This window comes from Pedococcus dokdonensis (genome assembly GCF_900104525.1).
GTDB lineage: Bacteria > Actinomycetota > Actinomycetes > Actinomycetales > Dermatophilaceae > Pedococcus > Pedococcus dokdonensis.
This window is the reverse complement of sequence record NZ_LT629711.1, coordinates 2613019-2636042: the sequence shown is the minus strand read 5'-3', so window position 1 is coordinate 2636042 and position 23024 is coordinate 2613019. Positions and strand designations below refer to the sequence as shown.

At 71.8% G+C, this 23024-nt stretch carries 24 protein-coding genes, 1 tRNA gene and 1 riboswitch; of the genes, 16 read left to right on the top strand and 9 right to left on the bottom strand.

The annotated features are described in order from the left end of the window. The first annotated feature begins 4 nt into the window (after positions 1–4). The 4 genes from rlmB (at position 5) to BLQ34_RS12360 (ending at position 2335) form a co-directional block, all read left to right on the top strand. Complete coding sequence (rlmB, locus tag BLQ34_RS12375; RefSeq protein ID WP_091785935.1) at positions 5–979, top strand: 23S rRNA (guanosine(2251)-2'-O)-methyltransferase RlmB; 975 nt, start codon at positions 5–7, stop codon at positions 977–979. A 96-nt stretch (positions 980–1075) separates the two neighbouring features. Next, positions 1076–1387 carry a CD225/dispanin family protein gene (locus BLQ34_RS12370; protein ID WP_091785932.1) on the top strand — a complete coding sequence of 104 codons (312 nt, stop codon included), beginning with the start codon at positions 1076–1078 and terminating at the stop codon, positions 1385–1387. Between the two features lie 16 nt (positions 1388–1403). Then, positions 1404–1844, top strand: a complete 441-nt coding sequence (locus BLQ34_RS12365; protein WP_091785929.1) for a DUF2752 domain-containing protein — start codon at positions 1404–1406, stop codon at positions 1842–1844. A 158-nt stretch (positions 1845–2002) separates the two neighbouring features. Further along, positions 2003–2335: a CD225/dispanin family protein gene (locus BLQ34_RS12360; RefSeq protein ID WP_091785927.1), complete on the top strand. Its 333-nt coding sequence runs from the start codon at positions 2003–2005 to the stop codon at positions 2333–2335. A gap of 67 nt (positions 2336–2402) precedes the next feature. On the opposite strand, the gene BLQ34_RS12355 is transcribed toward BLQ34_RS12360, so the two are convergent. From BLQ34_RS12355 to BLQ34_RS12340, 4 genes are all read right to left on the bottom strand, one after another. Further along, a complete protein-coding gene (locus BLQ34_RS12355) occupies positions 2403–3011 on the bottom strand; it encodes an RDD family protein (RefSeq protein WP_091785925.1) in 609 nt (202 codons plus the stop codon). A gap of 46 nt (positions 3012–3057) precedes the next feature. Then, positions 3058–3648, bottom strand: a complete 591-nt coding sequence (locus BLQ34_RS12350; RefSeq protein WP_091785922.1) for an RDD family protein — start codon at positions 3646–3648, stop codon at positions 3058–3060. A gap of 114 nt (positions 3649–3762) precedes the next feature. Continuing rightward, positions 3763–5013, bottom strand: a complete 1251-nt coding sequence (locus BLQ34_RS12345; RefSeq protein ID WP_091785919.1) for a DUF4032 domain-containing protein — start codon at positions 5011–5013, stop codon at positions 3763–3765. 94 nt (positions 5014–5107) lie between these two features. Continuing rightward, complete coding sequence (locus BLQ34_RS12340) at positions 5108–6217, bottom strand: ABC transporter ATP-binding protein (RefSeq protein WP_091785916.1); 1110 nt, start codon at positions 6215–6217, stop codon at positions 5108–5110. A gap of 294 nt (positions 6218–6511) precedes the next feature. Here BLQ34_RS12340 and BLQ34_RS12335 point away from each other — a divergent pair, with 294 nt between their 5' ends. Continuing rightward, on the top strand, positions 6512–7525 hold the full coding sequence (locus BLQ34_RS12335; protein ID WP_091785913.1) for a LacI family DNA-binding transcriptional regulator: 1014 nt from the start codon (positions 6512–6514) through the stop codon (positions 7523–7525). A gap of 100 nt (positions 7526–7625) precedes the next feature. On the opposite strand, the gene otsB is transcribed toward BLQ34_RS12335, so the two are convergent. Then, positions 7626–8480: a trehalose-phosphatase gene (otsB, locus tag BLQ34_RS12330; protein WP_231961111.1), complete on the bottom strand. Its 855-nt coding sequence runs from the start codon at positions 8478–8480 to the stop codon at positions 7626–7628. Then, positions 8477–10000, bottom strand: coding sequence for an alpha,alpha-trehalose-phosphate synthase (UDP-forming) (locus BLQ34_RS12325; protein WP_091785910.1), 1524 nt, complete (start codon positions 9998–10000; stop codon positions 8477–8479). The genes otsB and BLQ34_RS12325 overlap by 4 nt, the downstream gene beginning before the upstream one ends. 190 nt (positions 10001–10190) lie before the next feature. On the opposite strand from BLQ34_RS12325, the gene BLQ34_RS12320 reads away from it, so the two are divergent. From BLQ34_RS12320 to BLQ34_RS12300, 5 genes are all read left to right on the top strand, one after another. Beyond that, a complete protein-coding gene (locus BLQ34_RS12320; protein ID WP_091785907.1) occupies positions 10191–10619 on the top strand; it encodes a CBS domain-containing protein in 429 nt (142 codons plus the stop codon). Positions 10620–10660: 41 nt separating this feature from the next. Further along, positions 10661–12400: a serine/threonine-protein kinase gene (locus BLQ34_RS12315; RefSeq protein ID WP_091785904.1), complete on the top strand. Its 1740-nt coding sequence runs from the start codon at positions 10661–10663 to the stop codon at positions 12398–12400. After that, positions 12400–13980: a threonine/serine exporter family protein gene (locus tag BLQ34_RS12310; RefSeq protein ID WP_157693030.1), complete on the top strand. Its 1581-nt coding sequence runs from the start codon at positions 12400–12402 to the stop codon at positions 13978–13980. The genes BLQ34_RS12315 and BLQ34_RS12310 overlap by 1 nt, the downstream gene beginning before the upstream one ends. 217 nt (positions 13981–14197) lie before the next feature. Further along, positions 14198–14349, top strand: a riboswitch (cyclic di-AMP (ydaO/yuaA leader). A gap of 9 nt (positions 14350–14358) precedes the next feature. Beyond that, complete coding sequence (locus BLQ34_RS12305; RefSeq protein ID WP_091785898.1) at positions 14359–15081, top strand: transglycosylase family protein; 723 nt, start codon at positions 14359–14361, stop codon at positions 15079–15081. Between the two features lie 176 nt (positions 15082–15257). Further along, positions 15258–15330: transfer RNA gene (locus tag BLQ34_RS12300), tRNA-Thr, on the top strand. A 186-nt stretch (positions 15331–15516) separates the two neighbouring features. Here BLQ34_RS12300 and BLQ34_RS12295 read toward each other — a convergent pair. Continuing rightward, positions 15517–15972: an SRPBCC family protein gene (locus BLQ34_RS12295; RefSeq protein WP_091785895.1), complete on the bottom strand. Its 456-nt coding sequence runs from the start codon at positions 15970–15972 to the stop codon at positions 15517–15519. Positions 15973–15982: 10 nt separating this feature from the next. After that, entirely contained in the window at positions 15983–16261 is a 279-nt protein-coding gene (locus tag BLQ34_RS12290) for a hypothetical protein (RefSeq protein WP_157693029.1), read from the bottom strand. 208 nt (positions 16262–16469) lie between these two features. On the opposite strand from BLQ34_RS12290, the gene BLQ34_RS12285 reads away from it, so the two are divergent. The 4 genes from BLQ34_RS12285 to BLQ34_RS12270 all read left to right on the top strand — a co-directional run bounded on the left by BLQ34_RS12285 (position 16470) and on the right by BLQ34_RS12270 (position 20189). Then, positions 16470–17576, top strand: a complete 1107-nt coding sequence (locus BLQ34_RS12285) for an acyl-CoA dehydrogenase family protein (RefSeq protein ID WP_091785889.1) — start codon at positions 16470–16472, stop codon at positions 17574–17576. Beyond that, positions 17573–18907 (top strand): bifunctional PIG-L family deacetylase/class I SAM-dependent methyltransferase, encoded by a 1335-nt coding sequence (locus BLQ34_RS12280; protein WP_172829399.1) that lies wholly within the window; start codon positions 17573–17575, stop codon positions 18905–18907. The genes BLQ34_RS12285 and BLQ34_RS12280 overlap by 4 nt, the downstream gene beginning before the upstream one ends. Further along, positions 18904–19620, top strand: a complete 717-nt coding sequence (locus BLQ34_RS12275) for a glycosyltransferase (protein ID WP_157693028.1) — start codon at positions 18904–18906, stop codon at positions 19618–19620. The genes BLQ34_RS12280 and BLQ34_RS12275 overlap by 4 nt, the downstream gene beginning before the upstream one ends. 83 nt (positions 19621–19703) lie before the next feature. Continuing rightward, positions 19704–20189 (top strand): pyridoxamine 5'-phosphate oxidase family protein, encoded by a 486-nt coding sequence (locus BLQ34_RS12270; protein WP_091785881.1) that lies wholly within the window; start codon positions 19704–19706, stop codon positions 20187–20189. Here BLQ34_RS12270 and BLQ34_RS12265 read toward each other — a convergent pair. Next, on the bottom strand, positions 20186–20401 hold the full coding sequence (locus tag BLQ34_RS12265) for a hypothetical protein (RefSeq protein WP_091785879.1): 216 nt from the start codon (positions 20399–20401) through the stop codon (positions 20186–20188). The two genes, BLQ34_RS12270 and BLQ34_RS12265, sit on opposite strands and share 4 nt — an antisense overlap. 165 nt (positions 20402–20566) lie before the next feature. Here BLQ34_RS12265 and BLQ34_RS12260 point away from each other — a divergent pair, with 165 nt between their 5' ends. Together BLQ34_RS12260 and BLQ34_RS18815 are read left to right on the top strand one after the other, a co-directional pair. Then, positions 20567–22711, top strand: a complete 2145-nt coding sequence (locus BLQ34_RS12260) for a catalase (protein WP_091785876.1) — start codon at positions 20567–20569, stop codon at positions 22709–22711. A 135-nt stretch (positions 22712–22846) separates the two neighbouring features. Beyond that, positions 22847–23023, top strand: coding sequence for a hypothetical protein (locus tag BLQ34_RS18815; protein WP_157693027.1), 177 nt, complete (start codon positions 22847–22849; stop codon positions 23021–23023). Position 23024: the final 1 nt, after the last annotated feature.

Below are 23024 nucleotides of genomic sequence, written 5' to 3'. Positions count from 1 at the left end.
ACCCATGGCTGGCAACTCCCAGCGTCGTGGCGCCGTCCGCAAGGGGGCGTCCAAGAAGGGACCGCAGGTCGGGTCCGGCGGCCAGCGGCGACGCTCGCTCGAGGGCAAGGGACCGACGCCGAAGGCCGAGGACCGGCCCAAGCACAAGGCCAACCGGATCGCGAAGGCGGCCGACAAGCGCGGCGGGTCCAAGCCCGGCGCCCGGCCCAGTGCCAGCCGCGGCGGGTCGCGTCGGGGGAAGGCGTCCAGCGAGATCGTCGCCGGCCGCAACTCCGTCGTCGAGGCGCTGCGCGCCGACGTGCCCGTGAGCACGATGTACGTGGCGGGACGGATCGACTCGGACGACCGGGTGCGCGAGGCGCTGAAGACCGCGACCGCCAAGGGCATCGCCATCCTCGAGACCCCGCGCGGGGAGCTCGACCGGCTGACCGACGGTGCGGTGCACCAGGGCCTGGCCCTGCAGGTACCGCCCTACGAGTACGCGCACCCCCAGGACTTCATCGACCCCGAGGCACCGGGCACCCCGCTGGTGGTGGCGCTGGACGGCATCACCGACCCGCGCAACCTCGGCGCGATCATCCGCTCGGTGGCCGCCTTCGGTGGGCACGGCGTCGTGGTGCCCGAGCGGCGCTCGGTCGGGATGACGGCCAGCGCCTGGAAGACGTCGGCTGGTGCCGCCGCACGGGTGCCGGTCGCGCTGGCCCCGAACCTCACCCGCGCGCTGGAGGAGTACCGCAAGGCCGGGTTCTTCGTGCTGGGGCTCGACATGGACGGAGACGTCGAGCTCCCGGCCCTCGAGCTGGCCACCGAGCCGATCGTGGTCGTGACCGGCTCGGAGGGCAAGGGGCTGTCGCGGCTGGTGCGGGAGACCTGCGACCAGATCGTCTCCATCCCCATGGCGTCGTCCGTCGAGTCGCTCAACGCCGGTATCGCCACCGGGGTGGCGTTGTACGAGATCGCGAGACGCCGCGGCATCTGATGCCCGATATGCCCCACCGGCCTGCGGTGATCCGCTACCGTTTCGCGCAGTCGCGCCCACGGGGGAGCGGCGCCCGTTACCCCGAAGGGAACTTCCATGTCTGACTACGGCACCCCGCCGCCGCCGCCGCCGCCCGCGCCCGGCTACAACCAGCCGACCGCCGGGGGCACGCCCCCGCCCAACTACCTCGTCTGGGCGATCCTGTCGACGATCTTCTGCTGCCTCCCGCTCGGCATCGCGTCGATCGTCTTCGCGGCGCAGGTCAACGGCAAGTACGCCTCGGGTGACGTCGCCGGCGCCCAGGACTCCTCGGCGAAGGCGAAGCGGTTCGCCATCATCGCGGCCGTCGTGGGTGTCGTCGTCAACGCCATCTACTTCGCAGTGGTCCTGCCGAACCTCAACAACTAGGCCTCGGCAGCAAGTCATGTCCACCGTGGCACCGCAGCGCCCCGCACCCCTCGCCACAGGGGGGTTCGGGGCGCTGCGGGCGCCCGGCCTGGCCGCCACCGCCACGGTGGCCGTGATGACCACCGTCGCGCTGGTCGACCCGAACCAGCCGGGCCACTACCCGACCTGCCCCTTCCTGGCCCTCAGCGGCTACTACTGCCCCGGCTGCGGCACCCTGCGTGGCCTGCACGATCTCGCGCACGGCGACCTCGCCGGCGCCCTGGCCCGAAATCCGTTGATGGTGCTGGCCGCTGGGGGCCTCCTCGTCGCCTTCGTCCTGTGGTCCCGCCGACTCTGGCTCGGCCGGCCACGGACCCGGGTCGCGCCTGCGGCTCTCCTCTACGGGCTGCTCGCCCTGGTGCTGGCCTTCTGGGTGCTGCGCAACGTGCCCGGCTGGAACTGGCTGTCGCCGGCCTGACTCGCTCGCGGGAGGTGGCGGGGCCGCCTGGCCTCCTTCGTCCGTTCGGCCCGTCCACGCGGGACTGCCGACGCGTACGCCACCGGGTCCGCTAGCGTTTCGGCCTGCCGCGCCCATCGGGGAGGGCGGCGCACCATACCTCCGAAGGGAACCACTGCATGTCTGACTACGGCACTCCGCCTCCGCCCCCGCCGCCCGGCGGCGGCTACCAGCCGGCTGGGGGCTACGGCACGCCGCCGCCGAACTACCTCGTCTGGGCGATCCTGTCGACGCTGTTCTGCTGCCTCCCGCTCGGGGTGGTGTCGATCGTCTTCGCGGCCCAGGTCAACAGCAAGTGGGCCTCCGGCGACGCGGCCGGCGCCCTGGACTCCTCCAAGAAGGCCAAGAACTTCGCGATGTGGTCGGCGATCGCCGGCGTCGTCGTGGGCATCCTCTACGTGGTCTTCGTCATCGGGATCGCCGCGCTCAGCAACGGCAGCACCAGTCCCTGACCCCCGCGCGGTGAGACTTTGAGGGATCCGACGGACCAGGGTCCGTCGGATCCCTCAAAGACCGGCGTCAAGGGGTCTTGGGGACCTCGACCACGACGGTGTTGAGGATCTTGTCGGCGAAGGTCTGCCGCTTGTCGTCCCAGAGCGGCCAGAGGTAGCCGATGTAGGCCGCCCCGTCGAGGTAGTGGGCGAGGTCGCGGACGAACGCCATGCCGGCGCCGATCGGGCGGCCGGAGTGCTCGTCGACCAGGCGGATGCCCATCGCCTTCTTGCCGATGCTCTGGCCGGTGCGGCCCATCTTGAAGCAGCGGTTCCAGAGCTGGATCGCCAGCATCGCGAGCAGTCCGAGGACCACGAGCACGACTCCGGCCACCATCAGGCCGGGGCTGCCGGGGTCCGGGGCAGGCGCGTACTCGAACGCCGAGTAGTCGTCGTCGTAGCGCGAGTCCGGGGCGCCCACGACGAACAGGATGATCCCCCCGATGTAGGGGACCAGCCCGATCAGCGAGACCAGGCTGTCGATGAGCATCGCGAGGACCCGGGTGCCCCAAGGCGCGAGCGGACCCCACGGTCCGTCGAAGCGGGACTGCGCAGGCGGCCCGGCATACCCTCCCGGCGCGGCCCAGCCCGCTGCGGGGTCGGCGCCGGATGGGACGGGCGGTGGTGCTTGGGTCATGGTTTCCCCTCGTGTCGCCCGCAACCTAGCAGCGGGCGCCCGCCGGTCAGGCGAGGGCGCGCTGGGCCCAGGTCGGCTCGTCCGACTGCGCCTGGCGCACGTCCTTGGCGACGACGGTGCCGACCAGCTTGTCGGCGAAGGTCTGCTTCCGACCGTCCCACAGCGGCCAGAGGTAGCCGATGTAGAAGAAGCCGTCGAGGACGTGCGCGATCTCGCGGACGAAGGCCATCCCACCGCCGATCGGCCGCCCGGTGGTGCTCGAGACCAGGACGATCTTCATGGCCGCCTTGCCGATGCTCTGTCCGGTGCGGCCGGTCTGGACCACCCGGTTCCAGATCCAGATGACCAGGCTGAGGATGCCGCCGAGCCCCATCAGGCCCACGCTGATCAGCAGGGTGGCCTGGTCGACGGGGCGGACCGGCTGGACCGTGCCGTACGGGCTGACGGCGTCGCCGGCGGTCAGGCCCTGGGCATCCATCAGCATGACCAGCCCGATGATGTAGGGGAGCATGCCGACGAGCTGGACCAGCTCGTCGATGATGCGGGCGGCGACGCGTGTCCACCAGCCCGCGACAGGGGTCCACGTCCCCCGTCCGAGCTGGTCGTGGGTGGTGAAGGAGGCCTGGGCCTGGGTCATGAGCTCCCCTTGGAGGCGGTGCAGAAGTTGTCGCCGTCACCGTATTGGCGAGGTGGAGTCCCGAGGGTGTCGTTTGGCCCCGATATCGTCCGAGTGGCTGATGTGGGCTTGAACTCAGGTGTCGTCGAACATGGCGACGACCGGCATCTCCACCGTGTCGACGCCGACGACGGTCGCCTCGTCGGGCTTGTTCGGGAGGACGTTGTCGACGTAGTCGCGGATCGCGTCCTCGATCGCCGTGTCGTGCCCCGCGCGCTCGGACAGGTACCACCGGTGCTCGAGCACCTCGTGGAACAGCTCGGCCGGCTCGAGCTTGCCGGCCAGCCTGCGCGGGACCGTGCGGGTGATCGGCTCGTAGATCCTGGCCAGCCAGTCGTGCGCCACGATCTCCTCGTCGTCGTTCTGGCGGTCGGTACCGGCGCGGAACGAGTCGAGGTCGTTGAGCAACCGGCGGGCCTGGTTCTCCTCCACGTCGAGACCGGTGAGCCGCAGCAGCCGACGCGAGTGGTGGCCGGCGTCGACGACCTTGGGCTGGATCTGGATCGTGGTGCCGCCGATGTCGGTGCTGATGGCCAGCTCGTCCACGTCGAAGCCGAGCTCGTTGAGCCGCCGGATCCGTTCGTCGACCCGCCACCGGTCGCCGCGCTCGAACCGCTCCAGGCCGGTCAGCTCGTCCCACAGCTCGGTGTAGCGCTCGACGATCCGGTTGGACGTGTCGACCGGGTCGACCCCCGCTTCCAGGAAGCCGCCCGCCTCCAGGTCCATCAGCTCACCGGCGATGTTGACGCGGGCGATGTCGAGGTCGTGCTCGCGCTGGCCCGCGGTCAGGCCCTGGTGCAGCTCACCGGTCTCCGCGTCGACGAGGTATGCCGCGAAGGCACCGGCGTCGCGCCGGAACAGCGTGTTGGACAGGGACACGTCACCCCACCAGAAGCCGATGAGGTGGACGCGGACGAGGAGCACGGCGAGGGCGTCGATGAGCCGGGTGCTGGTGTCCGGGCGCAGCGACTGGCTGAACAGCGCACGGTAGGGCAGCGAGAACTGCAGGTGCCGCGTGACCAGGCAGGCGTCCAGGGGGGTGCCGTCGGCCGCGGTGCGACCGCTGATCACGGCGAACGGCTCGACGCACGGCAGGTCGAGCCGGTTCAGCATCCGCAGCAGCTGGTACTCCTTGGCCGCGATGTCGGCCTTGATCTCCTTGACCGCCAGGACCCGGCCGGAGAGCTTGACGAACCGCACCACGTGCCGCGAGATGCCGCGCGGCAGAGCCGCGAGGTAGTCCTCCGGCCAGGTCTCCAGCGGGAGCTCCCACGGCAGGTCGAGCAGGGCCGGGTCGGGTCGGGCAGCGGTGATCTCGAGGGCCACGTCGTCATCCTCCCAGCGTCGCGGCGGGCTGGAAACCGGTGTGGCCGGCTCCCGCGAACGGGAGCCGGCCACCCGGCATACGGTGCTGTCCCGGTCAGTCGCCGAGGCGCTGGCCGGAGCTGGCGTCGAAGGCGTGCACGTGGCCGGCCTTCGGGGCGAGGTAGACCGTCTCGCCCTTCTGCGGGGGCTTGCGACCGTCGACGCGGGCGATGAACGGCTTCTCGACGCCCTCGTCCTCGTCGTCCTCGATGTGCTGGCTGGCCTTGGTGGAGCCGTAGATGTAGGCGTCGGCGCCCAGCTCCTCGACCACGTCCACGGTGACCGGGATGCCCTGGCCCTCGGTCGTCAGCTCGAGGTCCTCGGGACGGACACCCAGCGTGATGCTCTTGCCGGACGAGGCGTCGAGGATCGCGCGCTCGACGGGGACCGTCGAGCCGCCGACCTTGACGCCGCCGTCGGCCACGTCGACGTCGAGCAGGTTCATGGCGGGGGAGCCGATGAAGCCGGCGACGAAGACGTTGTCCGGGTGGTCGTACATGCGGCGCGGGCTGTCGCACTGCATGAGGATGCCGTCCTTGAGGACCGCGACGCGGTCACCCATCGTCATGGCCTCGACCTGGTCGTGGGTGACGTAGACGGTGGTGACGCCGAGTCGGCGCTGGAGCGAGGCGATCTGGGTGCGGGTCTGGACGCGGAGCTTGGCGTCGAGGTTCGACAGCGGCTCGTCCATGAGGAACACCTGCGGGGAGCGCACGATCGCGCGACCCATCGCGACGCGCTGGCGCTGACCACCGGAGAGGGCCTTCGGCTTGCGCTCGAGGTACTGCTCGAGGTCGAGGATCTTGGCGGCCTCCTCGACGCGCTTGCGGATCTCGCCCTTGTCGACGCCGGCGATCTTGAGCGCGAAGCCCATGTTGTCGGCCACCGTCATGTGCGGGTAGAGCGCGTAGTTCTGGAAGACCATGGCGACGTCGCGGTCCTTGGGGGACAGGTTGGTGACGTCGCGGTCACCGATCCAGATCTTGCCGGCGTTGACCTCTTCGAGGCCGGCGAGCATGCGCAGGGACGTGGACTTGCCACATCCGGAGGGACCGACGAGGACGAGGAACTCGCCGTCCTCGATGTCGATGTTGAGCCGGTCGACCGACGGCTTGTCGTTGCCCGGGTAGAGCCGGGTCGCTTCGTCGAACTTGACTGTTGCCATGGCGTCGTTGCCTCTCCTTCACCGGCAGGAACGTGCCGGACGATCCGTTGTAAAGGGTGCTGCTCCCGCCGACATCGGTGTCCGCGGTGGGCTCAGTCTGTCCCAGGCCGGGGCGTTGCGCCAGTGCTGGCGCCCTCCGTTGAGACGCCGGTGAGAGGCACCGGTCGAGTCGTGGCCACGGCGGATGTAAAGGTTTTCGCAGGGTGGGGCACCCGAGGTGCCCACGCGGCATACCTGAAATATCTTGCAGCGTGTGGGCGGCCAGGCCTGCAAGTTCTTGCTACCGTCACCGCCATGAAGGCGAGACTGGCTGACATCGCGGCGCACGCCGACGTCAGCGAGGCCACCGTCAGCCGGGTGCTCAACGGCAAGCCCGGGGTGGCCGAGTCGACCCGCGAAGCGGTGCTCACCTCGCTCGACATCCTCGGCTACGACCGCCCGTCACGGCTGCGGCGCAAGACCGCCGACCTGGTCGGGCTGATCGTCCCCGAGCTGACCAACCCGATCTTCCCGGCCTTCGCACAGATCATCGAGACCGCCCTGGCGCGGCACCAGTTCACGCCCGTGCTGTGCACCCAGGTGCCGGGTGGGGTGAACGAGGACGAGTACGTGCAGATGCTGCTCGACCACGGGGTGGCCGGGATCATCTACATCTCCGGCCAGCACGCCGACGTCACCACCGACATCGAGCGCTACACCAGCCTGCGGGAGCGGGAGCTGCCGATCGTGCTGGTCAACGGCTACCAGGAAGGCATCGACGCGCCGTTCATCTCCAACGACGACGTCGCGTCGATGGAGCTGGCGCTCACCCACCTGGTGCAGCTCGGCCACACCCAGATCGGGCTCGCCGTGGGGCCGGAGCGGTTCGTGCCCGTGATCCGCAAGGTGGACGGGTTCCGGGCGTCGATGCGCAACCTGCTCGGGCGCGACGACGTGGAGGAGCTGATCGAGCGCACGATGTTCTCGGTCGAGGGCGGCGACACCGCCGGAGCCCGGCTGATCGAGAAGGGCTGCACCGCCGTCGTCTGCGGCTCCGACCTGATGGCGCTCGGGGCGATCCGCGCCGGCCGCCGGGCGGGCAAGCAGGTGCCGGGCGACTTCTCGGTGGTGGGCTACGACGACTCGCCGCTGATCGCGTTCACCGACCCGCCGCTGACGACGGTGCGGCAGAGCGTGCAGGCGATGGCCGAGGCCGCGGTGCGCGCGCTGCTCGACGAGATCGCCGGTGAGCCGTCGCCCCGGGCCGAGTACGTCTTCCGCCCCGAGCTCGTGGTGCGTGCCTCGACCGGAGCCGCCCCCACCCGCTAGCCACTGCAGTTTCCTTTGCTAGCAAAGGAAACTGTGTGACGGACAGGTTGCAACCTGTCCATCTCCCCGGAACCTTTGCTAGCAAAGGTTCCTGCAGGGGTCAGCGGGAGGCGCGGAGCCGGGCCAGCCGGATCAGCGCGGCGGCCGCCTGCTCGGGGCCGTCGACCCGGAACCGCGCGGCCGTCTCCCCCTCGCCGACCTTCACGGTGACGTCGTCGTCGCCGAGCGCCCGGAACGCGTCCTCGTCGGTCACGTCGTCACCGAAGTAGGCGACGGACTGCGCACCCACCTCGTCGCGCAGCGCCACCAGGGCCGTGCCCTTGTCGGCCCGGACCACGCCCACCTCGACCACCTGCTTGCCGTGCAGGACGTGCAGGCCGGTATGCCGCGTGGTCACCTCGAGCGCGGCCGCCTCCAGCTCGTCGGCCGCGGCCCGGTCGGTCATCCGCCGGGTGTGCAGCACCACCGCGCTGGGCTTGGTCTCGACCCAGCCGCCCGGCGGGCGACCCTGCGACACCTCCTCGAGCTCGCGCGTCACCTGCTCGAGGGTCTGCTGCTGCTCCGGGGTGAGGTCGGCGGCGGTGCCGCGGCTGCTCTGCGCGCCGTGGGTGCCGATCCGGGTCACCGCGCTGTCGGCCAGCCCGGTCAGCGAGGTGAGCGTGTCGAGGTCGCGACCCGAGACGACGGCGGCATGCGTGTCGGGCAGGGCCGCCAGGGCCTCGAGGGCCTCGAGGGTGCCGGGCAGCGCGCGGGACTCCGACGGGTCGAGCACGAGGGGGGCGAGCACCCCGTCGAAGTCGGAGGCCACCAGCAGCCGCGTCGTGGTGGCCAACCGCCCGATCGCGGTCACCAGCTCAGCGGGCAGGTCGGCGGGCAGCTCCGCAGGCCGGTCCGCAGGAGTTTCCGCGGACAGGTCGGGGTGCGCGTCCGTGGACCGCTCGGCTGGTCCGCTCACGAGGTGGCCCGGACGGCGGAGGCGGCGTGGTTCTGCTCGCGGGCCCGGCGGTCGGCGTGCGCGTGGTCGTCGTCGGCCTTCTGCTCCTTCGTGGTCCGCTGGGGCCGCTCGGGCGCGACCTCCAGCGCCTCGAGGAACCGGGAGGCCCAGCGCTGCACATCGTGGTCGGCGACCCGGCGACGCATGGCGCGCATCAGCCGGCGCTTCTCCTTGTCGGGCGTCTCGATCGCCCGCATGATCGTCTGCTTCAGCCCCTCGATGTCGTGCGGGTTGCAGACGAAGGCCTGGTGCAGCTCGTGGAACGCGCCGGTGAACTCCGAGAGCACCAACGCGCCGCCCTCGTCGTAGCGGCAGGTGACGTACTCCTTGGCGACCAGGTTCATGCCGTCGCGCAGCGGGGTCACGAGGACGACGTCGGCCGCGAGGAAGAGCGCCGCCATCTCCTGGCGCGGGTAGGAGTGGTGCAGGTAGTGCACGGCCGGGGCGCCGATCCGGCTGTGCTCGCCGTTGAGCCGGCCCACCTCGCCCTCGATCTCCTGGCGGAGCTCGCGGTACGCCGCGACCCGCTCACGGCTCGGTGTGGCCACCTGGACGAACACCTCGTCGGGCGGCGACACCTTCCCCTCCTCGAGCAGTTCGCCGTAGGCCTTGATCCGGTGGCCGATGCCCTTGGTGTAGTCGAGCCGGTCCACCCCGAGCAGCAGGGTCCGTGGGTTGCCCAGCGACTCGCGGATCTCCTGGGCCCGTTGCTGGGTCTCGGGGCGCTTGGCGATCTCCTCGAGGCCGACGTAGTCGATCGAGATAGGGACTGCGCTGGCCCGCACCCGCCGGCTGTCGTCGGCCCGGGACACCGACACCGTGTCGCCCTTGGTCGGCAGCCCGAGCAGCTGACGGCAGGCCCGGACGAAGTTCTGGGCGTCGGCGACCCGCTGGAAGCCGAGGTAGTCGGCCCCGAGCAGACCCTCCAGCACCGCGCGCCGCCACGGCAGCTGGGCGAACAGCTCGACCGGCGGGAACGGGATGTGGTCGAACCAGCCGATCCGCACGTCCGGGCGCATCTCGCGCACCATCGCCGGCACGAGCTGCAGCTGGTAGTCGTGCACCCACACCGTCGCGCCCTTGGCGGCGACCTCGCAGACCGCCTCGGCGAACCGGCGGTTGACCGCCTCGTAGGCGGTGAACCAGTACCGGTGGAACGTCGCGGGCACGATCACGTCGTGGTAGATCGGCCACAACGTGTCGTTGCTGAAGCCTTCGTAGTAGTGCGCGACCTCGTCCTCCGACAGCGGCACCGGACGCAGGTACATGTCGTCCTCGACGAACGGCTTGGGGGCCTCGCCGGCCTCACCGGCCCAGCCGACCCAGGCGCCCTCACGGCCCCGCATGACCGACTCCATCGCGGTCACCAGGCCCCCGGGGCTGGTGCGCCAGGACTCTTCCCCGTCGGGTCCGACTACCCGGTCGACGGGCAGCCGGTTGGCGGCGATGACGAGGTCGAACTGGTGCTGGCTGCGAGCCACGGGAAATCAACTCCAGGGTGTCGTTGCGAAGCCAACCCTATGACGCTGGCCTGCCCCACGGCATACCCGCACCGACGCTCCCGAACCGCACGGGAACCCCGCGTGAACCGCCCGCGAACGCCGTGGGCAGGGCCCCTCGCCCGGTCGGCTTCCCCTAGCGGTGGCCCCCCGAGCGGTCTACCGTCTGAACATGAGGATCTCGGATGTCGTGCGACGCAAGGGTGGCCAGGTGGTCACCATCCGCTCCGAGGAGACCGTGGAACGGCTGCTCGACCTGCTCGCCGAGCACCGGATCGGCGCCCTGGTGGTGAGCGACGACGGCGAGTCCGTGACGGGCATCGTCAGCGAGCGTGACGTCGTGCGCCACCTCCAGAAGGACGGCGCCGCGGTGCTCCTGGCGCCGGTGGGGTCGATCATGACCGCCGACGTGAAGACCTCCGAGCTCGACGTCCCGATCGAGGAGCTGGCGCGCACCATGACCGAGATGCGGATCCGGCACGTGCCCGTGGTCGTCGACGGCAAGCTGCAGGCCATCGTCAGCATCGGCGACATCGTCAAGCACCGGATCGACGAGCTGCAGTCCGAACGTGACCAACTCGTGGGCTACATCCAGCAGTAGCCTCACGAGTTCACAGGGGTCACTCGCCTACCCTTGGGGGGATGACGACGGAGGCGATCGAGGGCAGTGAGGGCGGCTCGGCCGTGCCCGAGGGCCCCCGCATCGGTCCCTACCGCCTCATCCAGCAGCTCGGCGAGGGCGGGATGGGCGTGGTGCACCTCGCGCTCGACCCCAGCGGCCGGGCCGTCGCGCTGAAGCTGCTGCGCCCCCACGTGGCGCACGACCGTGACGCCCGCACCCGGCTGGCCCGCGAGGTGCAGGTGCTCAGCCGGATCCGCGACTCCCGGGTCGCCGCCGTCATCGACGCCGACCTCGACGGGGAGCGCCCCTACCTCGTCACCCGCTACGTGCCCGGGCCCGCCCTCGACGACGTGGTCAAGGAGTCCGGGCCGATCCGCGGCGCGGAGCTGCTGCGGCTGGGGCGCGGGCTGGCCGAGGCGCTCGACGCGATCCACGAGGCCGACGTCATCCACCGCGACCTCAAGCCGGGCAACGTCCTGCTGCTCGACGGCGACCCGGTGCTCATCGACTTCGGGATCGCCCACGTGGCCGACGACGTCCGCATCACGATGACCGGCCTCGTGATGGGCACACCCGGCTACCTGTCGCCCGAGGTGGTGGAGGGGGCGCCGGTCACCGAGGCCACCGACTGGTGGGGCTGGGCGGCGACCCTCGCCTACGCCGCCAGCGGCGCGCCACCGTTCGGTCGTGGCCCGATGGACGTGGTCCTGTCGCGGGTGAGCCGCGGCGAGGCCGACCTCACCGGTGTCGACCCGCGCCTCGCGCCCCTGCTGTATGCCGCCTTGTCGCCGGTGCCCCGCGAGCGCCCCGACGCCGACGAGGTCGTCGACGCGCTGGAGCGCTACGCCTCCGGGCAGCCGGTGACCGAGGCGCTGACGGCACCGTCGCGCGACACCCAGGCGTTCTCCCACCGGCCGACCGCCCGCTGGGACCGGCCGGAGGTCGCTGCCGCACCCGCTCCGCTCGCACCCGCGCCTGCGCCTGCGCCTGCGCCCGACCCGCGCCCCGGGGCGGCGTGGTCGCCCGAGCCTGCCTGGTCTTCCGAGCCGCAGTGGGCCGCCGAGCCTGAGGGCGAGCTCGTCCCGTGGGACCAGCAGGACGGTGAGGTGTCGGAGTGGCAGGCCGCGTGGGAGGGGGGCCCGGGTCAGCCCGACCCTCGGATCGGGCGTCCGGCCCGCACCGGCACCCTGCTGGCCCTGGCCGCCGCGCTGGTGGCGGGCTTCGCCGGGTTCCCGGTGGTGGCTGCGGTCGTCGCCGTCGTGTGGTCGTGGGCCGCCCGCACCGCGGATCGATCGGTCACCTCGCTGGTGCTGCGCAGGCACCAGAAGGGCGTGCGGCGCTCTGACGTCCCGATGGCCGTCGTGGCCAGTCCGTGGCACCTCGTGGTCGGCGCGCTCGCGACCGTGGTGAGCCTGATCCTTCCGCTCCTCGTGGGCATCTGCGCCGTCTTCAGCGCGGCGCTCGGAGCAGTGGCCGCCTACGGGGGCGACCCGCAGCCCAACTCCTCGGGCGCGCTCGCGGTGGGTGCCGCCGTGGGCGTCCTGATGGGCTGGTGGGGTCCGGGCGGTTCCGGGCTCCGGCGCGGCACCCGCAGCATCGTGCGCGGCGTCAGCCGTGGTCCGCGAGCCACCCAGGTCCTCGTGGGTGTCGCGCTCCTGGGCGCGGCCGCGCTGGTCCTGCTCGCGTTGCAGCACGCCGGCGTGCCGGTGTGGTGGCCGTCCGACGCGCCGTCGCAGCTGCCCGGCGTGGGCCTGCCCTGATGAGCGACGGCGGCTCGGACCGGCCGAGCGCGGGAACGGGCGCGGGAGTCGGTGCGGGTGCGGGCGCGGGTGCGTCCGGTGCGTCCGGTGCGCCCGGTGCGCCCGGTGCGCCCGGTGCCCGCCCCGCGAAGCGGCGACCTGTCCTGCGGCAGAGCCGGATCTGGCGCAGCGAGGAGCTGACCGAGACGCTGCCGATGGTCGAGTCGCTGCGGCACACCCCCTATCGCAACCCTCGGGTGCGCCAGGCGGCCGCCGAGGAGCGCGAGGCCCGCGCCTCGCTCGACCTGGCGCTGCGCGTCGGCGAGCTGATGCTGCGCTGCGGTGCCGGCGCCCCCCAGGTGGAGTCATCGGTGGTCGCCGTGTCCGCCGCGGCGGGGCTCGACAACGTCGAGGTCGACATCACCCTGCAGTCCCTGTTGGTGCAGTGCACGACGGCCTCGGGTGTCCCGATCACGATGCTGCGCGTGGTCCGCTCCTCGACCCGTGACTTCGCTCGGCTGACCGCGGTCCACGAGTTCGTCGAGAGCCTGGTGGCGGGCTCCTACGACCGCGAGGCGGCGGCGGCCCAGCTGCGCGAGATCCGCCGAGCTCCGCGGTTCTGGCCGAAGTGGACGGTGCGCGGTGCGCTCGGCCTGCTTGCCGCAGCCATCGCGGTGATGCTCGGGGCGGGTCCGGTCGCAGCTCTCGTCGCGGGGCTGTCAGCCCTCCTCGTCGGGTATGCCGCGCGAGCCCTCGGGCGGGGCGGGCTGCCGGACTTCTACCAGTGCGCCATCGGCGGTTTCCTCGCGACCGCGATCGCGTGGGGCGCGTTCAGCCTCGGCGCGAACGGGTGGCTGCCCGTGTCGTCGTCGGACTTCGCCTTCATCGTGGCGGGTGGCATCACCGTGCTGCTCCCGGGGCGCACCGTCGCGTCGGCGTTCGAGGACGCGATCTCGGGCTACTCGGTCACCGGGGCCGGCCGGATGTTCGCGGTCTTCCTCACCACCGCGGGGATCATCCTCGGGGTGGCCACCGGGCTGCAGCTGGCCCTGGCCCTGACGGGGGTCCTCGACCTGCAGCTGGCCTCGCCGTCGATCCTCTCGACCCGTGCGCTGGACGCCCCGGTGCTGCTCGCGGTGGTGGGGGCGTTCGTGGTGGGGGTGGCCGGTGCGGTGTCGCTGCGCAGCCAGCGCCTGTTGGTGCTGCCGTCCGGGCTGCTCTGCGCGGTCGGGGTGGCGGTGTCCTTGCTGGTGGCCCAGGTCGACGGCCTGGGACAGCTGTCCGCGGCCGGGCTGGCGGCGATCGTCCTCGGGTGTGCCGGGCGGCTCCTAGCCCTGCGGATGGGCGCGCCGGCGATGGTGCTCGTGGTCCCGGCCTCCTATGGCCTGCTCCCCGGTCTGGCGATCTTCCGCGGGCTCTACGAGATGGTGAACGGCTCGTCGGCCGACAGCGGGTCGCTGTCGCTCCAAGGCGGACTGACCACGCTGCTCGGGGCGATGGCGGTGCTGCTCGCGATCGCGGCGGGCAGCGTGCTGGGCGAGTTCGTGGCGGCGCCGTTCGACCACCGGATGGTGCAGAAACGCCGGGCCCGCCGCCGCTGACCCGCCTTCCCCATCCCGTTCGAGGTGATAACCGACCGGAATCCGGTCGGTTATCACCTCCAACCGCAGGCAAATTGCCCGATTCGGTTGTGAGGCCCCCGGCAGACGCCTACGGTGTCATGTCATACCTGCGCGCCACTTCTGCGGCCTGCGGACACAACTGCACACGGCATACCCAGACAGCCACATGCACACCCACTGCGCCGAGCCTCGTCACGTGGGTGACTCGCCGGAAGATCTCCGGGCAGACGAGGGCGGGGGACCCACACGCGGCCACCACGGTGGCCTTGGGGTGAAGCCGGTCCGCCGGCCGGGCACCTGACAGTCCGAACCCGACAGCTCACCTCGCAGGCGCCGGTCAGGAGAGGACCCCCCGCAATGTTCTATGCCCCCAAGCACTCTGCTCGGAAGGCCAAGCCCGTCCGCCGTCGCGTCACCGGAGTCGCCGTGGCCGGCGTCGCCACCGTCGCCGGCGGCATGGCCACTGCCACCAGCGCCCAGGCCTCGACGGTCTGGGACCGCGTCGCCGCCTGCGAGAGCGGGGGCAACTGGTCGATCAACACCGGCAACGGCTACTACGGCGGGCTGCAGTTCTCCGACCGCACGTGGGACGGCTTCGGTGGCGAGCGCTACGCGGCGACCGCCAACCGCGCGACCAAGGCGGAGCAGATCACCATCGCCCAGAAGGTGCTCGCGTCGCAGGGCCCCGGTGCGTGGCCGACGTGTGGCGCCCGCGCCGGACTGACCCGGGCCAACGGCGCAGCGGTCAACGCCCGCACGACCACCAGCACCGCGTCGCGCTCCACCACCCGCAAGGCCCCGGCCGTGTCGCACCGCGCAGGCAAGCTCGTGGTCGACGGCATCCGCGGCCCGAAGACCAACGCCGCGATCGAGCGGTGGGTGGGCGGCTCGGTCAACGGCACGCTGTCGCGCACGGACGTGAAAGCCCTGCAGCGCAAGGTCGGCTCGGCGCCCGACGGCATCATCGGCCCGCGCACTGTGCGCGCCCTGCAGACCAAGATCGGCGCCCGCCACAACGGTGCCCGCCACCTCGACCGCGCCACGGTCCGCACGCTGCAGAGCTACCTCAACGCCCGCTGACGCGGCTCCACCCGCACTTCTGGCCACTGGTGCCGCACCCAGCCCCCGATCCGGGGCTCCGGTGCCGCACAGGTGGCCAGAAGTGCGAAGGGGGGGCGTATGCCGCGTGGTCGCCGGGGATTCCGGGCGCGAGTCCCGCCGCCGGTACGATCGTCGCCGTCTGCCTCGGCAGGCATGCCGGCGTGGCGCAATTGGCAGCGCACCTGTCTTGTAAACAGGGGGTTAGGGGTTCAAGTCCCCTCGTCGGCTCTGTGACTGGCGTGCCGGGAGCGCTCAGGTGGCCACTGCGTTCAGCCCCCGCTGCGTCGTCACGCGCTGCTTGATCTCGTCGCGGATCGGTCGCACCGGGTCGACGCCCTGGCCGGCACCACTGCGGTCGACGAGATCCGGGTTGAGCCGACCGCCGCCGCCTGCTGCTGAGGGGTGTGACTTCGTTCAGCCGCCGAGGTCGCGCCTCCTGCTCTCGGCACGCCGGAGCACCGACTCGAACTGCTTGCCCAGCGTGCGCGCTCCGACGAGGGGGATGAGGGTCGCGACGACCCGCCCCGTCAAGGACTTGGGCTTGCGGTCCAGCGTGACCTTCAGGTCCGAGCCGCCACCCGACGGCGTGATCGCGTAGCGCCACTGGCTGCCCGGCCCCCAGAGGTTCGAGTCGAGCGTGTCGATGGTGACGGTCCCGGCCGAGGCATCCCACGAGTAGCGCTCGCGCTCCCACCCCATTCCGGTGCCCTCGGTCACCTCGGCCCAGTCCGTGCCCCGGTCATGGAGGGTGAAGTGCGCCTCGTCGACGTTCGGCCACCACTTCGAGCGGTCGGGCCCGAAGTCGGTGATCACGTCGAGGACCTCGCGCGGCGACAAGGTGGTGTGCACGGTGAAGCTGGTGGACGTCATACGGCGCTCCTCACTCGGTGGTGGTGCCGATCCGGACCTTGGCGGCACCGGGGCACTCGGGTAGGTGGGCCTCGACGTCGCGGCGGGCCTTGCCGCGCGCGCGGCGGGCCGGACCAACCCAGTTGCACGACTTGCAGTAGCCGAAGGTGAACGAACCCTCCTCGCGGGTCACCACGGCAGCTGGGTCCTCCACCGGCGCGATCGTCGCGCGACGCTTCTGTCCGGTGTCGTCGGTGAGCGTGAGGTCATGACCCTTGCGCTTGCGGAACTCGAACCGGGGCTTGGCCACGGCGTCATCCTCCACCATGGCGCACTGAGCTGCCTCCCCCGGGAGGCGAATCCACCCACGCCGCCAGCGCCGGGCGTTCGACCGGCGCGAGCGGCGCGACCGGCTCGAGCACCCGGTGCACGCGGCAGTCCAGGTGGGTCGGCCTGACGGCTGAGCGTGCCCGCGGCCGCGGAGTTTGCGCCGCCCGCACCACGGGTAGCGAGGAAGAGTGAACACGCAGGGGACCACCCAGCTCGTCCTCGTGGACCGCGCGCTCGACCCGAAGCTGGTCAAGACGATCGCGGCCATGGGTTACGACTCCGGCCGCGCTGCCTGCGCGTCCGACACCGTCGGCGCGGCACTCCAGCTCGCGCGGACGTGGGGCCGACGGCTCGAGCGGCCGGGGCAGGGACGAACCGCCCAGCTGTGGTCGGCCCTGGCCACGATCGGATCCGTCGACCTCACGGTCGCGCGGGTGGTCGAGCCGCACCTCGATGCCCTGGCGATCCTCGCCGAGTCGGAGTCCGAGGGTGTGGCTGGCGCCGGTGGGGGCGACCGGACCACCTCCGTCCCGCGCGACGCGACCTGGGGCGTGTATGCCGCCGAGGGCCCGGGGCCGCGCCTCACCGCGACCCAGCGGGGGTCGGGCTGGGTCCTGGACGGCCACAAGCCGTGGTGCTCGCTGGCCGACCGCGTCAGCCACGCGCTGGTGACGGCGTGGGTCGACGACAGCACCCGCGGCCTCTTCGCGGTCGCCCTCGGTGACCGGGGTGTCACCCCCGTCACGGCGCAGGGCGCGTGGGTGAGCCACGGCCTGCCCGAGGTCACCAGCTGCGGCATGGACGTGTCGGGGGTGTTGGCCCGGCCCGTCGGCGCGCCGGGGTGGTACCTCCAGAGACCGGGCTTCGCGTGGGGCGGCGTGGGTGTCGCAGCGGTGTGGTTCGGGGCGGCGGTGGCGGTGGCCAGGCGGGTGGCCCGACACGTGGGTCAACGCCCGCCCGACCAGGTCGCCCACCTGCACGTCGGCCAGCTCGAGCTCGCCGTGTCGACGGCCCGAGAGGCGCTCGCGGTGGCGGCCAGGGCTGCGGACGGCGGGTCGAACGAGGATCCGGGGCTGGTCGCGACGCGCACCCGCAGCATCGTGGCCGACGCCGTGGAGACAGCACTGCAGGTCGCCGACCACGCCATGGGCCCCGGCCCACTGGCCACCGATGCAGAGCACGTCCAGCGGGTCAGCGACCTGCGGCTCTACGTGCGCCAGCACCACGCGGAGCGGGACCTGGCGGACCTGGGCCGCCGGGCCCTGGCTGCAGCCGGGGACGGTCCACCGTGGTGAGGGCCTTCAGCCACGACGACGAAACCACCCTGCCGAAGGTCTGGGCCGACGCACTCCAGGCTGCCGACCTGCCCGAGCTCGACCTCGCGCCGTTCGCGCGGCTGGTGGTGGTCGCAGCGCACCCCGACGACGAGAGCCTCGGTGCCGGCGGTCTGTTGGCCGTGGCATCGGGTGACGGCCTGTCGACCTCGCTCGTCGTGGCGACCGACGGTGAGGGCTCACACCCGGCTTCGCCCACGCACGATCCGGACAGCCTGGCGCTGCGCCGACGCGGTGAGCTCGACCGGGCCGCCGAGGCGGCGGGGCTCGCCCGGTCTGCCGTCACACGGCTCGGTCTTCCGGACGGCCAGCTCGCGGACCACCTCGACGCCGTGGTCGAGGCCATCGTCGACCTCGTCGGTGACGGGCGCGACTGCCTGCTCGTGGCGCCATACCGAGCCGACGGGCACCCGGACCACGAGGCGATGGGACGCTGCGCTGCGGCCGCCGCCCACCGGACCGGAGCCACCCTGGCGGAGTACCCGGTCTGGCTGTGGCACGCGGGCGAGGCGGACGACCTGCCCCTCGACGCCTTGGTGTGGCTGCCCCTGTCCCCACCCGCACGGGCAGCGAAGCAGGCAGCCATCCTGAGCCACACGAGCCAGGTGGAGGCCTTGTCGGACCAGCCGGGTGACGAGGTCCTGCTGACCGCCTCGATGCTCGCCCACTTCGCGGGCGCAGCGGAATACTTCGTGCTCACCGCGGCCGAGCACGCGCGGGACGGACGCCTGGATCGTCTCCACGTCGAGGACCAGGACCCCTGGGGTGCGGCGTCACGGTGGTACGAGCAGCGCAAGCGGGCCCTGCTGCTCGCCACGCTGCCGAGGCCCCGGTTCGGCCGCGCGCTGGAGGTCGGGTGCTCCACCGGGGTGCTGACCGAGGCGCTGCTGGACCGCGCGGACGCCGTGGTGGCCGTCGACTCCTCGCCCGCAGCGCTCGAGCTGGCCCGACACCGGTTGCCGGACCGCGTCGACCTCCGCTTGCTGAGCGTCCCGGGTGAGTGGCCGGAGGGAGCGTTCGACCTCGTCGTGGTCTCGGAGGTGGGCTACTTCCTCTCTCCCGCAGCGTTGGCCGGGTTGGTCGACCGCGTCGTCGACGGTCTCGCGCCCGACGGCGCCCTCGTGCTGTGCCACTGGCGCCATCCGGTCCGGGGCTGGCCGCTCGACGGCGCAGCGGTCCACCGCGCGTTCCAAGACGAACGGCTCCCGCCGCAGGCCGCGCGATACCGCGACCGCGACGTGGAGATCGTCGTCCACGCGGCCCCCGCCGACTGGCCGGACCCACACCGGTGAGTGGGGTGCAGGTGGTGCACGTCGTCGTGCCCGCCCGCAACGAGGCCGCGCTCATCGGGCGGTGCCTGCGTTCCCTGGGCGCTGCGGGCACCGAGCTCCTGGCCGGGCGCCCAGACCTCGAGGTGCGCGTCACCGTCGTCCTCGACGGCTGCGTCGACGACACGGCTGCCGTGGTGGCCGGTGTCGCGACGGTGGACGCCATCCACGTCAGCGAGCTCACGCCCGGCGGCGCCCGGGCGGCCGGCGTGCGCCGAGTGCGTGCCATGGCGGCGGACTCGGGTCCGGCCCGGGTCTGGGTGGCGTGCACCGACGCCGACAGCGAGGTGCCCCCCGGCTGGCTGGTCGCCCAGGTGGACTGTGCGGACCGGGGATTCGCGTGCCGGGTCGGCAGCGTGCAGCCCGAGCTCGAGCCGGCCGAGCAGGCGCTCCTGCGCCGCTGGACCGCCCTGCACAGCCATCCCGCGGGGCACGACCACGTGTATGGCGCCGACCTCGGCTTCGCGCTCGACGCCTACGAGCGGGTCGGCGGGTTCAAGCCCTTGGCCTGCGGCGAGGACGTGGACCTCGTGCGACGCCTGCGCGCCGCGGGCGCGCCGGTGCTGGCGACGGGCGAGGATCCGGTGCGCACCTCCGGCCGCCGCACGAGCCGGGTGCGGGGCGGCTTCGCCGACTACCTCGCCGGGTTGTCGGTCGACCTGGCGGGCGCCGGCTGACGGCCTGCGGCGAACTCGACGTGTGGGTCGCGGCCGAACGGGTAGGGCGCTGGGAGAGACCACACCCGAACCGAGGAGCTTCCGTGTCCGACACCCAGACCGACCAGACCGCCAAGGTCGCCGAGCTGATCGACGGCATCAAGATCGCCATGCTCACCACCGTCGCCCCCGACGGCCGCTTGATGAGCCACCCGATGGCCACCCAGGACGTCGACTTCGACGGCACCGTCCGCTTCATCGCCGAGCGCGCCTCCCACAAGGTCGCCCACCTCGAGGCGCACCCCCAGGTGAACGTGTCCTACTCGTCCTCGGGCAGCTGGGTGTCGCTGAGCGGGTTCGCTCGCGTGGTCTCGGACCCGGCCGAGCTGGAGAAGTACTGGGACAGCTTCACCGATGCGTGGCTGGAGGGCGGCCCGGACAACCCGAACAACATCATCATCGAGGTCGACGGCACCAGCGCGGAGTACTGGGACAGCCCTGGCAGCAAGGTCGTGCAGGTGGCCAACCTGCTCAAGGCCAAGGTCACCGGGCAGCGCTACGAGGGTGACAACGAGCAGGTCGACCTCTAGGCGTCCTCACCCGCCGGGGTGGCCGGGTCCCCGGCCTCGGCGGGTGCGTCGGCGTGCAGGCGCGACCACTCGGCCTCGTCGGACCACTGGGTGTCACAGGCCAGGCACCGGAACGCCGGGTGGGGGCGCTGCTCCGTCGAGTCCTTGCCCGGCGGCAGCATGATCGTGGTGGCCTTGGCCGAGCCGCACCGTGGGCACTCGTGCTTCTGCATGCCCGTCTCCTCTCATTTCGGCTCACCTGGGAGTCTGCCCCAGTCGTCGCAGGACTACCCGGTGGGCTCGGCCCGAAACCGCGCCTCAGGCGACGTCAGGTTTGCGGTGCGGCCGGGTGGGGCACGGCATACCTCGAGACCGAGAACCGCGGACGAGAGGGAGCCATGCCCACCAAGGCCAGCAGCAAGGGTGCGTCGAAGCCGGCGAAGGGGAAGAAGTCGACCGGCCGGAAGCCGACCGCGGGTGGGACTCCGCCCGGCGAGGTCGTGGGGTCCGGGGGTGAGGTCCACCAGCCCGTCGAGGACGGGCAGGTGCTCACCTCCGCGCAGGGCATCCCGCTCGCGGACGACCAGAACAGCCTCCGGGCGGGGGAGCGGGGTCCGACCCTGCTCGAGGACTTCGCGATGCGGGAGAAGATCTTCCACTTCGACCACGAGCGGATCCCCGAGCGCGTCGTCCACGCGCGAGGGTATGGCGCGCACGGCACCTTCGAGACGACGGCCGACCTGTCCGCGATCACCCGAGCCGCGATCTTCTCGAAGGTCGGACGCAAGACCGAGGCGTTCGTGCGGTTCTCCACGGTCGCGGGTGCGAAGGGCTCGTTCGACCTCGCCCGCGACGTGCGGGGGTTCGCGGTGAAGCTCTACACGACCGAGGGCAACTGGGACATCGTCGGCAACAACATCCCGGTCTTCTTCATCCAGGACGCGATCAAGTTCCCCGACCTCGTGCACGCCGTGAAGGAGGAGCCGGATCGCGCCTTTCCCCAGGCACAGTCGGCGCACGACAACTTCTGGGACTTCGTCTCCTTCACGCCCGAGGCGATCCACATGACGCTCTGGCAGATGTCGGACCGGGCGATCCCCCGGTCGTTCCGCTTCATGGAGGGGTTCGGCGTCCACACCTTCCGTTTCGTGAACGCGGGCGGTGAGTCGACCTTTGTGAAGTTCCACTGGAAACCGTTGCAGGGCATGCAGTCCGTGGTGTGGAACGAAGCCGTCAAGATCAACGGCGCTGACCCGGACTTCCACCGCCGTGACCTGTGGGACGCGATCACGACGGGGGACTTCCCCCAGTGGGACCTCGCGGTCCAGGTCTTCGACGAGGAGTTCGCGCAGGAGTTCGACTTCGACGTGCTCGACGCCACGAAGCTCATCCCCGAGGAGCTGGTCCCCCTGCAGGTGGTGGGACGGCTGACCCTCGACCGGGTCGTCGACAACGACTTCGCGGAGACCGAGCAGGTCGCCTTCCACACCGGCAACATCCCGCCCGGCGTGGACTTCTCCAACGACCCGCTGCTGCACGGCCGGAACTTCTCCTACCTCGACACCCAGCTGTCCCGGCTCGGGACGCCCAACTTCACCCAGCTGCCGATCAACGCGCCACGCTGCCCGGTCGCGCACTTCCAGCGCGACGGGCAGATGCAGACCGCGGTGCCGACGGGCCGGGTCAACTACGAACCCAACGGTTTCGGTGGTTCCGAGCGCGGGCCGCGAGCGGACACGAGGGCTGGCTTCCAGAGCTACGCCGAGCCGATCGAGGGCCTCAAGGCCCGCGTGCGCTCCGAGACGTTTGCTGACCACTACAGCCAGGCCCGGCAGTTCTTCGTGAGCCAGACGCCGGTCGAGCAGGACCACATCGTGAAGGCCTACACGTTCGAGCTGGGCAAGTGCGAGAGCCCCCAGGTGCGCTCGCGGATGCTCGCGCACCTGATGAACGTGCACGATGACCTCGCGGTCGGCGTGGCCGAGGGGCTGGGTATGCCGTTGCCCGAGCCTGCGACGCCGGCGCGACAGCCGATCACCGACCTGCCGCCGTCCGACGCGCTGAGCATCCTCAAGAACGGGCCTGACACCTTCGCCGGCCGCAAGCTCGGCGTCCTCGTCAGCGATGGCACGGATGCCGCCGTGCTGGAGTCGGTCCGCGCCGCGGTGGCCGAGGTCGGTGCCGTGCTGGAGACGGTCGCTCCTGTCGTCGGCGGCGTCACCCTGAGCGACGGCTCGGTGCTCGCGGCCGACCAGGCCGTCGACGGCGGTCCGTCGGTCCTGTACGACGCGGTCCTGCTGCTGCCGGGCAAGCAGTCCGTCGCGGCCCTGGCCGCGCGGAGCACGGCCAAGGACTTCGTCTCCGACGCCTTCGCGCACCACAAGTTCATCGGCTACACGACGGCCTCCGGGCCGCTGCTGGAGTCGGCCGGGGTGGCCGAGCTGCTCGACGACGGGTTCGTGAAGGTCACCAGGTCGAGCGCTGCCAAGTTCCTGCGGCGGTGCGCGGCGCTGCGCTACTGGGACCGCGACGTCCAGCCCTAGGACGGGTCCGGCCACGGCGGCAGGTTGACGCTCTGGCCGATCACGTCACGTTCGGTGTCCCGACTCCCGAGTTTCCGGTCGCAGCAACCGGGTAGGAGCCGGGCGGCCAAGTTCCGACGAGTGAGGAGCCAGATCATGTCCGAGAACGCCACCCCCGAGGACGGCTCGATCCGCGAGGACGGGGCACCGGCCATCGGCGCGGACGAGCAGACCGACGGCGGCCCCGGTTCGCACAACGAGGGCGGCACCGGCGGCACGAAGGACGACCCTGCCAGCGGCGGGGTGCCGGAGGCCGCAGAGGGCGACGACTGAC

Bases quoted from the DNA above. Each gene is read 5' to 3' on its own strand.
- BLQ34_RS12340 (WP_091785916.1), bottom strand. From the start codon at position 6,217: ATGGCAACAGTCAAGTTCGACGAAGCGACCCGGCTCTACCCGGGCAAC.
- BLQ34_RS12365 (WP_091785929.1), top strand. From the start codon at position 1,404: ATGTCCACCGTGGCACCGCAGCGCCCCGCACCCCTCGCCACAGGGGGG.
- BLQ34_RS12335 (WP_091785913.1), top strand. From the start codon at position 6,512: ATGAAGGCGAGACTGGCTGACATCGCGGCGCACGCCGACGTCAGCGAG.
- BLQ34_RS12315 (WP_091785904.1), top strand. From the start codon at position 10,661: ATGACGACGGAGGCGATCGAGGGCAGTGAGGGCGGCTCGGCCGTGCCC.
- BLQ34_RS12360 (WP_091785927.1), top strand. From the start codon at position 2,003: ATGTCTGACTACGGCACTCCGCCTCCGCCCCCGCCGCCCGGCGGCGGC.
- BLQ34_RS12320 (WP_091785907.1), top strand. From the start codon at position 10,191: ATGAGGATCTCGGATGTCGTGCGACGCAAGGGTGGCCAGGTGGTCACC.
- rlmB (WP_091785935.1), top strand. From the start codon at position 5: ATGGCTGGCAACTCCCAGCGTCGTGGCGCCGTCCGCAAGGGGGCGTCC.
- BLQ34_RS12370 (WP_091785932.1), top strand. From the start codon at position 1,076: ATGTCTGACTACGGCACCCCGCCGCCGCCGCCGCCGCCCGCGCCCGGC.
- BLQ34_RS12260 (WP_091785876.1), top strand. From the start codon at position 20,567: ATGCCCACCAAGGCCAGCAGCAAGGGTGCGTCGAAGCCGGCGAAGGGG.
- BLQ34_RS12265 (WP_091785879.1), bottom strand. From the start codon at position 20,401: ATGCAGAAGCACGAGTGCCCACGGTGCGGCTCGGCCAAGGCCACCACG.
- BLQ34_RS12350 (WP_091785922.1), bottom strand. From the start codon at position 3,648: ATGACCCAGGCCCAGGCCTCCTTCACCACCCACGACCAGCTCGGACGG.
- BLQ34_RS12310 (WP_157693030.1), top strand. From the start codon at position 12,400: ATGAGCGACGGCGGCTCGGACCGGCCGAGCGCGGGAACGGGCGCGGGA.
- BLQ34_RS12295 (WP_091785895.1), bottom strand. From the start codon at position 15,972: ATGACGTCCACCAGCTTCACCGTGCACACCACCTTGTCGCCGCGCGAG.
- BLQ34_RS12355 (WP_091785925.1), bottom strand. From the start codon at position 3,011: ATGACCCAAGCACCACCGCCCGTCCCATCCGGCGCCGACCCCGCAGCG.
- BLQ34_RS12305 (WP_091785898.1), top strand. From the start codon at position 14,359: ATGTTCTATGCCCCCAAGCACTCTGCTCGGAAGGCCAAGCCCGTCCGC.
- BLQ34_RS18815 (WP_157693027.1), top strand. From the start codon at position 22,847: ATGTCCGAGAACGCCACCCCCGAGGACGGCTCGATCCGCGAGGACGGG.